12 protein-coding genes are annotated in these 12,330 nt (G+C 66.4%); 2 read left to right on the plus strand and 10 right to left on the minus strand.

All coding sequences use genetic code 11. From position 1 onward, the window contains the following. The 10 genes from KRX12_RS08475 to KRX12_RS08520 form a co-directional block, all read right to left on the minus strand. Entirely contained in the window at positions 1-1,278 is a 1,278-nt protein-coding gene (locus tag KRX12_RS08475; protein WP_218366342.1) for a bifunctional 3,4-dihydroxy-2-butanone-4-phosphate synthase/GTP cyclohydrolase II, read from the minus strand. Further along, the gene (locus KRX12_RS08480; protein ID WP_218363299.1) at positions 1,271-1,897 is read right to left on the minus strand and encodes a riboflavin synthase; all 627 of its coding nucleotides are present in this window, start codon (positions 1,895-1,897) and stop codon (positions 1,271-1,273) included. Before KRX12_RS08480 ends, KRX12_RS08475 begins: the two co-directional genes overlap by 8 nt. Then, on the minus strand, positions 1,898-2,926 hold the full coding sequence (ribD, locus tag KRX12_RS08485) for a bifunctional diaminohydroxyphosphoribosylaminopyrimidine deaminase/5-amino-6-(5-phosphoribosylamino)uracil reductase RibD (protein WP_218366343.1): 1,029 nt from the start codon (positions 2,924-2,926) through the stop codon (positions 1,898-1,900). A 12-nt stretch (positions 2,927-2,938) separates the two neighbouring features. Then, positions 2,939-3,601 carry a ribulose-phosphate 3-epimerase gene (gene rpe, locus KRX12_RS08490; protein WP_151528718.1) on the minus strand — a complete coding sequence of 221 codons (663 nt, stop codon included), beginning with the start codon at positions 3,599-3,601 and terminating at the stop codon, positions 2,939-2,941. 20 nt (positions 3,602-3,621) lie between these two features. Then, on the minus strand, positions 3,622-5,208 hold the full coding sequence (locus KRX12_RS08495) for an RsmB/NOP family class I SAM-dependent RNA methyltransferase (RefSeq protein ID WP_218366344.1): 1,587 nt from the start codon (positions 5,206-5,208) through the stop codon (positions 3,622-3,624). Further along, on the minus strand, positions 5,205-6,161 hold the full coding sequence (gene fmt, locus KRX12_RS08500; protein WP_218366345.1) for a methionyl-tRNA formyltransferase: 957 nt from the start codon (positions 6,159-6,161) through the stop codon (positions 5,205-5,207). Before fmt ends, KRX12_RS08495 begins: the two co-directional genes overlap by 4 nt. An 86-nt stretch (positions 6,162-6,247) precedes the next feature. After that, positions 6,248-6,751 (minus strand): peptide deformylase, encoded by a 504-nt coding sequence (gene def / locus KRX12_RS08505; RefSeq protein WP_218363303.1) that lies wholly within the window; start codon positions 6,749-6,751, stop codon positions 6,248-6,250. Between the two features lie 252 nt (positions 6,752-7,003). Then, the gene (locus KRX12_RS08510; RefSeq protein WP_218363304.1) at positions 7,004-7,309 is read right to left on the minus strand and encodes a hypothetical protein; all 306 of its coding nucleotides are present in this window, start codon (positions 7,307-7,309) and stop codon (positions 7,004-7,006) included. Positions 7,310-7,312: 3 nt separating this feature from the next. After that, on the minus strand, positions 7,313-8,875 hold the full coding sequence (locus KRX12_RS08515) for a glycerol-3-phosphate dehydrogenase/oxidase (RefSeq protein ID WP_218366346.1): 1,563 nt from the start codon (positions 8,873-8,875) through the stop codon (positions 7,313-7,315). Then, positions 8,872-9,450, minus strand: a complete 579-nt coding sequence (locus KRX12_RS08520; RefSeq protein WP_218366347.1) for a TetR/AcrR family transcriptional regulator — start codon at positions 9,448-9,450, stop codon at positions 8,872-8,874. Before KRX12_RS08520 ends, KRX12_RS08515 begins: the two co-directional genes overlap by 4 nt. A gap of 228 nt (positions 9,451-9,678) precedes the next feature. On the opposite strand from KRX12_RS08520, the gene KRX12_RS08525 reads away from it, so the two are divergent. Together KRX12_RS08525 and KRX12_RS08530 are read left to right on the plus strand one after the other, a co-directional pair. Further along, positions 9,679-11,265: an FAD-binding oxidoreductase gene (locus KRX12_RS08525; protein ID WP_218366398.1), complete on the plus strand. Its 1,587-nt coding sequence runs from the start codon at positions 9,679-9,681 to the stop codon at positions 11,263-11,265. After that, entirely contained in the window at positions 11,262-12,185 is a 924-nt protein-coding gene (locus KRX12_RS08530) for a diacylglycerol kinase (RefSeq protein ID WP_218363307.1), read from the plus strand. The genes KRX12_RS08525 and KRX12_RS08530 overlap by 4 nt, the downstream gene beginning before the upstream one ends. The last annotated feature ends 145 nt before the right edge of the window (positions 12,186-12,330 follow it).

The following is a 12,330-nucleotide window of genomic DNA, read 5'->3' on the forward strand; positions in this document are numbered from 1 at the left end:
TTAGCTCCTTTTCGGCTCGGTGCTGGGGTGGGTCGCGTCCCACTGCTCGACCACGGGAAGATCGTGGCCCATGCGGTCGCGCTTGGTACGCAGATAGCGGATATTGTCCTCGTGGGCCTCGACCGGCACGGGGGTGCGTTCGGCAATAGTGAGCCCGTGGCCCTCGATCCCATGCCGCTTGGCTGGGTTATTGCTCAGGAGGTTCAGCGAGCGTATGCCTAAGTCCTTGAGGATCTGCGCCCCCGTGCCGTACTCGCGGGCATCGGCCGGATAGCCGAGGGAGAGATTGGCATCGACGGTATCTGCTCCCCCATCCTGCAGCTGATAGGCCTTGAGCTTGGCGAGCAACCCGATACCGCGGCCCTCATGGCCCCGCATATAGAGCACCACGCCGCGGCCTCGTTGCTGCACCATCGCCATCGAGCTATGCAGCTGCTGGCCGCAGTCACAGCGCCGCGAGCCGAAGGCATCGCCGGTGAGACACTCGGAGTGGATGCGCACCAGCACATCCTCACCGCCCTCGCTGGCGGGATCGCCCACCACCAGTGCGACATGCTCGGCCCCATCGACGAGACTGCGGTAGCCGATCGCGCGGAAGGTGCCATAGTCGGTGGGCAGCACGGTGTCGGTGACTCGCTCGACCAGTTGTTCTTTGCGGCGGCGATAGTGAATGAGCTGCTCGATGGAGATCAGGCGCAGCCCGTGCTCATCGCAGAAGCGCCGCAACTCTGGGGCCCGGGCCATATCGGTGGGATCGTCTTCGGAGACCACCTCGCAGAGCACCCCGGCGGGGCGCAGCCCCGCCAGCCGGGAGAGATCCACGGCTGCCTCAGTGTGGCCGGCGCGCACCAACACCCCGCCGGCCCGCGCCCGCAGCGGCACCACGTGGCCGGGGCGGGTGAAGTGATCTGGGGTACTGGAGGGATCAGCCAGCCGCCGCACGGTTTCGGCGCGGGAGGCCGCGGAAATACCGGTGGTGCCGGTATTGGCGTCCACGGTCACGGTATAGGCGGTGCCGCGGGCGTCCTCGTTGTGCGCGGTCATCGGCGGCAAACCCAGCCGGTCGCAGTCGGCGGCCGGCAGCGGGGCGCAGATATAGCCGGAGGAATAGCGCACCATAAAGGCCATGAGTTCGGGTGTGGCTTTTTCGGCGGCGAAGATAATATCGCCTTCGTTCTCGCGGGTTTCATCATCCACGACCACCACGGCTTTACCCTCGCGGATATCGCGCAGCGCCTCCTCTACGGAATCTAGGCGCACGCCTGCATGATCAGTCATCCTGCGGGGTGTCCTTTCCCTCGCGGGGCGTGGTGCCGAGAGTCATCTTCTCCACATACTTGGCGATCACATCGACCTCGAGGTTCACCGTGTCCCCAGCCTGGAGCTCGCCGAGGATAGTATCGCGCAGCGTGGTGGGGATGAGCGAGACCTCGAAGTACTCCTCCCCCACGGCGCTGACGGTCAGCGAGGTGCCGCTGACGGTGATGGAGCCTTTTTCCACCACATAGCGCGCCAGCGGGGCGGGCAGGCTGAAGCGGACAACCTCCCAGCGCTCGCCCGGGGTGCGCGAGAGCAGCGTGGCGACGCCGTCGACATGTCCCTGCACGATATGGCCGCCGAATCGACCGCCGGCGGCCATGGCGCGCTCGAGATTCACCGCATCGCCCACCTGGAGCTGTCCGATGCTGGAGCGATCTAGGGTCTCCTGCATGACGTCCACGCTGAAGCTCGTGGCGTTCCACTCCGTGATCGTCAAGCACACTCCGTTGACGGCAATGGAGGCGCCGGCGGTGGCGTCTTCGAGCACGCGCTGGCAGGCGATGCTGAGCCGCGCGGAGTCACTGCCATGGTCGATCGCGGCTACCTGGCCGATTTCTTCGACGAGTCCGGTGAACATTTATTCCTTCCTGGTTGCGAGCAGCCGGTGGGCCTGCGGGGATCGTGCGATAAGTAGTACGTCGTTATCGAGGACTTCGCTTGATTCAAGCACAAAACGACGCTGCTCGGAGATGGTGGTGGCCAGCCCGCCGGTGCTGATTCCGCGGCCGCTGCCGAGCAGCGTGGGGGCGGTATAGGACTCGAGGGCGTCGACGAGCCCCGCCCGCAGCAGCGAGCCGGCCACGGCCGCGCCACCTTCGATGAGCACATCCACGTGCCCGCGCTGCCGGAGGTAGTCCAGCAGTTCCTCGATGCTGGCGCACTGGCGGACGCCGCGGCGGTTCAGGTGGCTCTCGGGTGGCAGGGCGCGCGTGCCGAGCACGATCGCCTCGGGCTGGTGGGGATATTCGTGGCCCTCGGGGGTGCGGGCGCTCAGCCGCGGATTATCGGCCCATACCGTGCCGGTGCCCACCACGATGGCATCGCGGCGGGAGCGATCCTCGTGGACCCGGGCACGGGCGACTGGGCCGGTGATCCACTGGCTGGTTCCATCGACGGCGGCGCTAAACCCGTCGAGAGTATGCGCTGTTTTCAGCGTGAGATGCGCCCGGCCGAGGCGGGTACTGAGAAGCCAGGGCACGAGTGGGTCGCTGCGTAGCTGCGGATGCTGCACCACTCGCACACCGCGAGCGCGCAATCGCTCGACTCCGCCTGCGGCCACGGGATTGGGGTCGGCGTGAATATAGTGCAGCTCGGCAATACCTGCCTCCAGCAGCGCCTCGACGCAGGGGCCGGTGCGGCCAACGTGGTTGCAGGGTTCGAGAGTGACGAAGGCACAGCCGCCACGAGCAGGCGCGCCCGCAGCGCGCAGGGCCTGGATTTCAGCATGGTCCCCGCCAGGCGGCTGCGTGGCGCCCTCGCCCAGAATGCGGCGCTGGGTGGCATCGGTGATCACACACCCCACCGCTGGGTTGGGGGCGGTCGTGCCGGCAACTGCACGGGAGAGCTCGATGGCGCGGCGCAGCAGCGCCGCTGGGTCTGGCTGCATCGGCGCGGTGGTTTAGCGGGCGCCAGCGGCCAGCTCGCGGAGCCGATCCACCTCTGCTCCGGGGTCTTCGGCCCCAAAGACGGCGGAGCCGGCCACGAAGGCATCGCAGCCTGCGGCCGCGGCCTGCTCGATGGTGCCGGCGCCGATACCGCCATCGATCTCGATGAGAGTGGATAGACCGCGGGAGTCGATCTCCGCCCGCAGGGCGCGCACCTTCTCCAGCTGCTCCGGCATGAAGGACTGGCCGCCGAAGCCGGGCTCCACGCTCATCACCAGCACGAGATCGAAGTGCTCGAGCTCGCTGAGCAGCGGTTCAATGGGGGTGCCAGGCCGCAGGGAGAATCCAGCCTTGACCCCGTGGGCTCGAATCTGGCGGGCCACGGCCACGGGATCGTCCACGGCCTCGACGTGGAAAATAATGCAGTCGGCGCCGGCCTTGACGTAGGTGTCGATCCAGGCCTCGGGGCGCTCGATCATCAAGTGCACATCGAGGTGGGTATCGGTGTGATCGTTGACATTGGCGGTCACACCGGGACCGAAGGAGAGGTTGGGCACAAAGTGGCCATCCATGATGTCCACGTGCAGCCAATCGGCGTTGGCCACGCGATCAATCTCCGCACCGAGGGCGGTGAAATCGGCGGCAAGAATAGAGGGGGCGATGATCGGGGTACTCATGCCTCGATCATACGACACCCTTAGGACACACTCTTTTTGCGCAGCACCGCGCAGAACATCGCGTCGGTGCCATGACGGTGCGGCCACATGTGTGCCGAGAGGTACTCGCCCACCTGCTCCATGGGCGCCAGCAGGGGCCGTACATCCAGCTCTTCCAGCTCCGGGTGCTCCCGCAGCGCCCTATCCACGATCTCTCGGGTCTCGCGCAGATCCGGAGAGCAGGTGGAATAGAGGATCACTCCCCCCTCCCGGACCAAGTGAGCGGCAGAATCCAGCAGCTCCGATTGCAGGGCGGTGAGCTCGGCGATATCGCTCTCCGATTTGGTCCAGCGGGCTTCGGGGCGGCGTCGTAAAGAGCCCAGCCCCGAGCAGGGGGCGTCGACGAGGATGCGGTCATAGCCAGGGCGTAGCCCTGGGTCCCGACCATCGGCTTCATGGACAGTGACCGGCAGCCCCTCGGTGGCGGTGCGCACCAGCTTCGCGCGGTGCGGGGCCGGCTCCACCGCGTCCACGGCGGCGCCATCGATACCAGCAATCGCGGCAATCAGGGCCGCCTTGCCGCCGGGGCCGGCGCAGAGATCCAGCCAGCGGCCGCTATCCTCGCCCAGCAGCGGGGCCTCGGTAAGGGCGCGGCCAATGAGCTGGCTGCCCTCGTCCTGCACGGCGGCCAGCTTCTCCTGCACCGGCGGGCACTCCGCCGGGTCACCCCCGGGCAGGTAGACGGCATAAGGGCTATAGGCGCCCTCCTCGCCGCCGCTGATCAAGGCCAATTCCTCAGCACTCATCAGCCCCGGCTTGGCCACTAGGTGCACGGTGGGCCGCTCCGAGTTGGCCGCCAAGGCCTCCTCGAGTTCCGCCGCCTGGCCCTCGGCATCCAGCCCCAGCGCCGCCGCGAAGGAGCGAGCGATCCACGTGGGGTGCTGGGCGCGGAAGGCGGTGCGGGCGACACCCATGTTCGGCCCGGCATCATCCAGCCACTGCTCGAGACTGGAGCGGCTGATGGTGCGCAGGGTGCCGTTGATGAAACCGGTGGCGCGCTCATGGCCCAAGCCGCGGGCCATGCGCACCGAGGTATCGATCGCCGCGTGCGGTTCCACGCGGGTATAAAGCAGCTGATAGGTGCCCAATTCCAGGACGGCGAGCAACTCGGGGGTGATGTCTTTGAGCGGCCGTGCAGCGGCGCGGGAGACGATCGCGTCCAGCACACCGCGGGCCCGGAGGCTGCCATAGGCCAACTCGGTGGCAAAGGCGGCGTCACGGCCGGAGAGCTTCTGCTCGCGCAGCAGATTCGGCAGCAGCAGATTGGCATAGGCCTGATCGCGGCGCACCGCCATGAGTGTCTGCAGCGCCACGATGCGCGCCAGATCCACCTCATTGGCCCGCAGGTTCTTCACCTGCTGGCGGGGACTAAGCCCGCCTGATGTCTGCTGGCCGCCGCGGCGGCGCTGGTGCTCACGCCCGCGCCCAGCATCACGGGAGTGCGAGACCACCGACCCGCGATCACGGCGCTCGCCCCGACCGCCACGCTGCTCGCCGCGGTCAGCACCCCGCTTCGTCGAACGCGACCCTTTCTTCGCACGGGAACGGAATCCACCACTGCTACTCATCGCCACTGCATCCCTTCTGCGTCTGCTGCCTGCACCCCGCGCGCCCACGCGGTGGCCTCCATCATTTTCTTGCCCGGTAGTTGCACTTTCTCCACCACTAGCGGCGTGGTGCCGGTGCCGAGGAATACAGCTTTTTTGCTCAGCTCTACCGCCCCCGGCGCCAGCGTGGGCGCAGCATCCGCCTCCTCGGCGATACGGGCAGCACCAATCTTGACTCGCTTCTCGGCCGCATCGAGCACCCAAGCACCCGGCGCCGGGGTGAAGGCGCGAATGGCGCGGTCGACGGCGATAGCCGGCTGGCTGAGATCCAGCTTGGCATCCTGGGTGCTGATCTTCGGCGCATAGCTGGGCTCGCCCTGCTGGGCCCGGGCCTCGATAGCGCCGGCTTCCAGGCCATCCATGGTGGCGACGAGCAGCTCCGCCCCGGCATAGGCGAGGGTGGTGAGCAGATCATCGGCATTATCGCGCGGGCCAATGCGCTGAGTGAGGGTGCCGAGCACCGGGCCGGTATCCAAGCCTTCTTCAATGCGGAAAGTGGAGGCGCCGGTGATGTCGTCGCCGTGCAGAATCGCGGATTGCACAGGGGCCGCGCCACGCCAGGCCGGCAGCACCGAAAAGTGCAGATTCACCCAGCCGTGCGGGGCCGACTCGAGCATATCGCCGGGGATGAGCTGGCCATAGGCCACCACCGGAATACAATCCGGCGCCAGCTCCGCGAGGCGCTGGCGCACAGCCGCACCATCCTCACTATCGGACTTCAACGTGGCGGGTTTAAGCACCTCGATGCCGCGTTTTTCGGCGAGGGCTGCAACGGGCGAGGGGCTGAGTTTCTTGCCGCGACCGCGCTGGGCGTCCGGCTGGGTGATCACGGCAACGACCTCGTGGTCGGAGTCAAGCAGCCTGCTGAGGGCCACGACGGCGGGTTCGGGGGTGCCGGCAAATACTAGGCGCATGGGGTGAGGGGATGTCCTTTGACAAGCTCGCGAAGATGGGCAGTGATGCGTCGATAAGCATAGTGCAGCGGGAAACGATGCCGCTGCTAGAACCACTCGGAGGCGCGGATCTCGGCCATGGCCTCCTTGCGCAGCGCGGGGCTGAGGCGGGAGAGGAAGAGCACGCCGTCGAGGTGATCGGTTTCGTGCTGCACACAGCGGGCGAGCAGCCCCGTGGCCTCGAAGCTGATCTCCTTACCCTCAAGATCCTGCCCGGTGCAGCGGATACGGGCGGCGCGCTCGACATCCTTATGCACCCCCGGAATGGAGAGGCAGCCTTCATTACCTAATTCGGTGTCCTCATCGAGGGCCTCCCACTGCGGATTAATGACGACCCCGCGGGCGCCCTCCGTCTCGTGGGAGCAATCGTAGACAAAGATGCGCTGCAGAATCCCCACCTGATTCGCCGCCAAGCCCACCCCGTGGTGTTCCTCCATAGTCTCGAGCATGTCCTCGGCCAGGGTACGCAGCGCGCTATCGAAGGTGGTGATCTCATCGGCGCGGCTGCGCAGCACGGGATCGCCGAATAAACGAACCTCTCGAATGGTCATGGTGGCAGAGTCTCCTTGGACGTTCACTGGGATCGATCAGAATTAACTCCCCCACTATAAGCACCGCGCCACTCGCAGCGGGCATAGTGCGCGGGGCTCGCACGCTTATCGACGCCGCCCTGGTGCCAGCAGCCATCCGCCGCGCCGGGCGCAGACGCCGCTGCCGCCGACAACGCCACGCGGCCCGCCCCAGCTTTCTCGCAGGGAGAGCGGGACGGGCCGTGGTGTCTCGACCGTATATATAAGGTGCGGCTAGCAGCTGTGCGCGAGCTGTTCGCCCTGGGCGGGTGTGATGGCGGCGATGGCGGAGGCGGCCGCGATGCCGCTGGTGCGCTCGAAGTGCACCGGCTCGGGCACCCCCGCCGCCTGGGCTGCGGCCGCAAGGCCCGCAGAGCGCGGGGTGGGCTGATGCGCCGCCGCCTTCTTCGTAGAGTGGGAGCGGGCAATCGCCAGCTGGATGGCCTTGGCCACCAGCCCGGGCTTATTCACCTGGGCCCAGGAGAGCAAGCGGGCGATGCCGTGGGTGCTCAGGCGGGTCACGCGTTGAGACAGGGTCATGGTTTAGTCCTTTTCTTGTCCTGCATGCACTGCCTCAACAATGCTGCTCACTTCTTCATAGGCTGCCTCGCGGTCACGTTCCACGAGGCCGATGCGGGTGCGGCGGTCGAGGATATCCTCCACCGTTAGCGCCCCTTCGTGGGTGAGGGCGAAGGCGATCTCGGCGCGGGTGATATCCAGCCCGGCCACCCGGTCCAGCGGGCGCTCGATCGGGGCCGCCGCCACCACCGTGGGGGCCTCATAGCCATAGCGCTCCACCAGCGAGGCGGGCAGGCCCTCCAGCTCGGCTGCGGTCACTCGCAGCATATCGGGATGGGTGGGAGCGCCCACATAGGGCAGGGTGTGGGTGCGGCAGGGGCCGGCGCGCAGCCCCTTGCGGCGCAGGATCTCATCGATGGCTTCCTCGGCCATGAGGCGGAACTCGGTGTATTTGCCGCCGACGATCGAGATGAGCCCGGTGGGGGCCTCGATGGTGCTGTGGCGGCGGGAGAGATCCGCGGTGTTGCCATCCCCGCCGGCGTCGATGAGCGGGCGCAGCCCCGTGAATGCGCCGATGACGTCCTCGCGGGTGAGCGCGGTGCCCAGGCCGCGGTTGATGGCGTGGAGAATGAACTCGATATCCTCCTCCGGGGTGGGCGGCACATCCGGAATCGGACCGGGGGTGTCCTCGTCGGTCAGGCCAATGTAGACGCGGCCGAATTGTTGCGGCAGCAAGAACACATAGCGGGAGATAGACCCAGGCAGCGGCACGGTGAGCGCGCCAGTGGGATTGCCGAGGGTGGCAGCGTCCACCACGATGTGGGTGCCGCGGGAGGGGCGGATGGTGATCTCCGGATCCACTGCCCCAGCCCACACACCGGTGGCATTGACCACCGCGCGGGCGGAGATGCTGAACTCGGAGCCATCGAGCACATCGCGCACGGTCACCCCGGTGCCGTGGGCCTGCACCACTTCGGCCTGGGTGATAATGCGCGCGCCTTCGCCGGCGGCGGTGCGCGCCACGGCAGTAACGATGCGGGCATCATCGATCATCTGCCCGTCATAGTTCACCCAGGAGCCGCGGAGTTTCTCCTGCGATGCGGTGGGACACAGCTTGAGGGTTTCTTTCTTGGAGGCGTAGCGGGAGCGCGGCAGCACCGCGGAGCTGGTGCCGGCTGCAATGCGCAGCATATCGCCGGCGATAAAGCCCAGGCGCATGGCCGCCTTTTGTACCAGATTGGTGTCTGCGCCCAGCAGGGCCACCTGCGGCAGTGCCCGCACCAGGTGCGGGGCGTTGTGCTCCATGAGCAGGCCGCGCTCCTTGGCGGAGTGCAGCGCAATGCCGATCTCGAACTTGGCGAGATAGCGCAGGCCCCCGTGGGCCAGCTTGGAGGACCAGCGGGAGGTGCCGAAACCGAGGTCGCGCCGCTCGAGCAGCACGGTTTTCAGGCCGCGGGTGGCGGCGTCGAGCGCGATACCGGCGCCGGTGATGCCACCGCCGATAACCACGAGATCAATATCTGCGGGGTTGTCTTTGAGATAGGCAATATCCTCCGCACGACGAGCTGCGTTTAAGGCAGTGTTCATGGCAGTACGTACCCTTCTAGGATGATTCTCAATTCTTGGTCCCAGGTGCTGCTGGGCTGGTGCGCGCGAAGAATCGGCGCGAAGATGCGGGAGCTTAATGCGGAGTGCTGCAGAATCGAGCAGCACATGGTGGCCAGGGCGTGCGCATTGCGCTGGCAGATGGTCTCGGGCGCCTGCTGCTGCACGCGCTCGATCACCTGCTCGAGGATGGCGATGATCCTGATCTGCGACTCGCCGAGCCGCCGGAAGAAATAGGTTCCCAGCAGCTCGGGCTGCTCCTCCACGATGGTGGTGATCACGGGGTGCACGGCCACCATCCGGGCCGCATCCAGCAGAGCCTCTACCAGCTGCGGGCCGGTGGCGGGCTGCCGCTGCAGCGACATCGTGACCTCGATCAATTCGTGGGTGAGCAGCTTGCTGATCACGGCGTCCTTGCCGGAGAAGCGCGCATAGAGCGTGGGGCGCGAAATCTTGGCCCCGCGGGCCACTGCGGACATGGTGGTACCGCGAATGCCCGCCTCGAGCACGAGCTCGCGGGCGGCCTGCATAATCGCTTGGTCAATATCGATCCCCATGGCTTCATTCTCGCCGACGCAGCTACGGGGGTGTCAACAACTCCCGCTTTACATCTTTTAGCCGCTCACCTCCGGCCAGCCCATCGCCGCAGTTCAGGCAGCATCCCTGCATGCAGGGGTGAACTTTACACACCCCGCTCTACGACGCCTTTTGGCTGCTACACCCTCTTTCGGGCCCCCGAACGCGCTTGTAGCGTGAGCGATATGAACACTCTGCCCACTCCCCCCATGTCCTTTTCCATCTGGGGTACTGAACAGGAAGCCAAGCCTCTCAGCGCGAACCTGCAGTCGCTGGTGAGCAAGGTTGTCGGTTCCACCACTCCCCGACCAGCCCCCGCCCAGCCGGATGTGAAGATCACCGAGTCCGCGCTGAGCGAGGCCCAGATCGAGCAGCTCGCCGCGATCGTCGGCGCCGGCTATGTCACCCAAGATCGCGAGCAGCGCATCCCGCGGGCCCGCGGCAAGTCCTACTTTGACCTCCTCGATTGGCGCGAGGATGCCGTGATCGATGTCCCCGATGCCGTGATCGCCCCGGCCAGCAACGACGAGGTGCTGGCGATCCTGCAGTGGTGCACGAACGAGCGCGTGGCCGTGGTTCCCTTCGGCGGCGGCACCTCCGTGGTCGGCGGCGTCTCCCCGCTGCGCGGTGACTTCGACGCCGTGCTCAGCCTCGATCTGGCGCGCTTCGACGCCATCGAGGATGTGGATCCCATCAGCGGCGAGGCCACCCTGGGCGCGGGCATGTCCGGCCCCCACGCCGAGATCGCCCTAGCCGAGCATGGCCTGCAGCTCGGACACTTCCCGCAGTCCTTCCCCTACGCCACCATTGGCGGTTTCGCCGCCACCCGCTCCTCGGGGCAAAACTCTGCCGGCTATGGCCGCTTCGATGAGATGGTGGCCTCGATGGAGGTCGTCACCCCCACCGGCATCACCACCGTTGGCGACGCCGCCCCGGCCTCGGCCGCCGGCCCGGACATCAAGGAGATCTTCCTCGGCTCCGAGGGCGCCTTCGGCGTGATCACCAAGGTACGGCTGAAGGTGCACCCCATCCCCGAGGCCAAGGCGTACGAGGCCTTCGTCTTCGAGGACTTCGCCCACGGCGTCGCCGGGGTACGGGCGGTGGAACAACAGGGCACCGGCCCCACCGTGATTCGCCTCTCCGATGAGATCGAATCCGCCACCAACCTCACCTCCACCGACGCGATCGGCGAGTCCGATGCCGCCGCCCCGCACGGCTGCCTGTGCCTGACCATGTACGAGGGCACCCGGGAGCATGTGGCCTCCCGCCATGAGGAAACCCGCAACCTCTTGCTATCGATGGGCGCCACCTCCGTCGGAGAAGCCCCCGTGCGCAAGTGGGAAAAGGGCCGCTTTGGCGCGCCTGTGCTGCGTGATGCACTGCTCGATGCCGGTGTGCTCTGCGAAACCTTCGAAACGGCCACCACGTGGAGCAACGTGCCGGCGCTGAAGAAGGCCGTCACGGCCGCTGTCACCGCCTCCCTCGGCGATGGCGATTCAGTGGCGCTTGTGCTCTGCCACGTCTCCCACGTCTACGCCAATGGCTGCTCGCTGTATTTCACCATCCTTGGTGCACAGAACGATCAGCCACTCCAACAGTGGGGCACCGCCAAGCGCGCAATCCTGCAGGCCATCACCGATCATGGCGGCACCATCACCCACCACCATGCGGTGGGCAAGGATCACGCGGGCTTCATGGACAAGGAAGTCGGCGAGATGGGCCTTGGCGTGCTGCGCGCGATCAAGAGCCACCTCGATCCGGCCGGCATCTTAAACCCAGGAAAGCTGCTGCCATGAATGAGATCGCGATCTACCAACGAGAGATTTCCCGGGTAGCGCTCCTAACCAATCCTGCCGCCGGCAAGGGCGTGGCAAAGGCGAAAAGTGCCATCGCGGAGCGTCGCTTCAACGAGCTCGGTATCGATGTGGTGAGCATCTCGGGCGCTACTCCCGCCGCCTCCGCCGAGCTGGCCCAGGAGGCCGTGGCCTCCGGGGTGGATGCGCTGGTGGTCTGCGGCGGCGATGGGCTGATCAATCTCGCCCTGCAGGCCCAGGCCACCACCGATGTGCCGCTGGGTATCATTCCGGCGGGCACGGGTAATGATCACGCCCGCGAATACGGGCTGCCGCTGGATCCGGAGAAAGCCGCCGAGCTCATCGCCCGCGGGGTGTGCCTGCGCACCGATCTCGGCGTGATGCGCACCGATAGCGGCCGCGAGCGCTTCTTTGGCACCTGCGTGACCCAAGGCTTCGACTCGATCGTCACCGAGCGCACCAATACCATCTCCTGGCCCAAGGGCTCGGCCCGCTATGTGGTGGCGATTCTGCTCGAATTCCTCCACTTCCATTCCATTCCGTCGAAGATCTACCTCGACGGCACGCTGGAGATCGACGAGCCGATCACTCTTGCCGCCGTGGGCAATACCCGCTCCTATGGCGGCGGCATGAAGATCTGCCCCGATGCTCTCCACAGCGATGGCCTGCTGGATCTCACGGTATTGGGAAGGATGAACCGCTACAACGTGGCGAAGAAGTTCCCGCGCATCTACACCGGCAATATCCGCAGCGTCGAGGGTGTGCACCAGTATCGTGCGGAGGAGATCCGCATCGAGATGCCGAATATGCCCGTCTACGCCGATGGGGACCGCTTCGATCTATTGCCCATCACCTACTCGGTTGCCCGCAACGCCGGCTTCTACCTCATCCCCACCCCTTAAACCCCGATTCACCCCTCCCCGTGGTTGCACAGGGAGGGGTGTTTTTTACGCTTATCGACGCCTTCTCGCAGGCCACACACCCCTGCTGCTATAGCGAAGACGCATCCGCCCCGTAGTCGATGCTACGGGGCGTCTGGGTGCCGCT

Source organism: Corynebacterium sp. TAE3-ERU2, assembly GCF_019209955.1.
Taxonomy (GTDB): Bacteria; Actinomycetota; Actinomycetes; order Mycobacteriales; family Mycobacteriaceae; genus Corynebacterium; species Corynebacterium megadyptis.

Bases quoted from the DNA above. Each gene is read 5' to 3' on its own strand.
- KRX12_RS08475 (WP_218366342.1), bottom strand. From the start codon at position 1,278: ATGACTGATCATGCAGGCGTGCGCCTAGATTCCGTAGAGGAGGCGCTG.
- KRX12_RS08480 (WP_218363299.1), bottom strand. From the start codon at position 1,897: ATGTTCACCGGACTCGTCGAAGAAATCGGCCAGGTAGCCGCGATCGAC.
- ribD (WP_218366343.1), bottom strand. From the start codon at position 2,926: ATGCAGCCAGACCCAGCGGCGCTGCTGCGCCGCGCCATCGAGCTCTCC.
- rpe (WP_151528718.1), bottom strand. From the start codon at position 3,601: ATGAGTACCCCGATCATCGCCCCCTCTATTCTTGCCGCCGATTTCACC.
- KRX12_RS08495 (WP_218366344.1), bottom strand. From the start codon at position 5,208: ATGAGTAGCAGTGGTGGATTCCGTTCCCGTGCGAAGAAAGGGTCGCGT.
- fmt (WP_218366345.1), bottom strand. From the start codon at position 6,161: ATGCGCCTAGTATTTGCCGGCACCCCCGAACCCGCCGTCGTGGCCCTC.
- def (WP_218363303.1), bottom strand. From the start codon at position 6,751: ATGACCATTCGAGAGGTTCGTTTATTCGGCGATCCCGTGCTGCGCAGC.
- KRX12_RS08510 (WP_218363304.1), bottom strand. From the start codon at position 7,309: ATGACCCTGTCTCAACGCGTGACCCGCCTGAGCACCCACGGCATCGCC.
- KRX12_RS08515 (WP_218366346.1), bottom strand. From the start codon at position 8,875: ATGAACACTGCCTTAAACGCAGCTCGTCGTGCGGAGGATATTGCCTAT.
- KRX12_RS08520 (WP_218366347.1), bottom strand. From the start codon at position 9,450: ATGGGGATCGATATTGACCAAGCGATTATGCAGGCCGCCCGCGAGCTC.
- KRX12_RS08525 (WP_218366398.1), top strand. From the start codon at position 9,679: ATGTCCTTTTCCATCTGGGGTACTGAACAGGAAGCCAAGCCTCTCAGC.
- KRX12_RS08530 (WP_218363307.1), top strand. From the start codon at position 11,262: ATGAATGAGATCGCGATCTACCAACGAGAGATTTCCCGGGTAGCGCTC.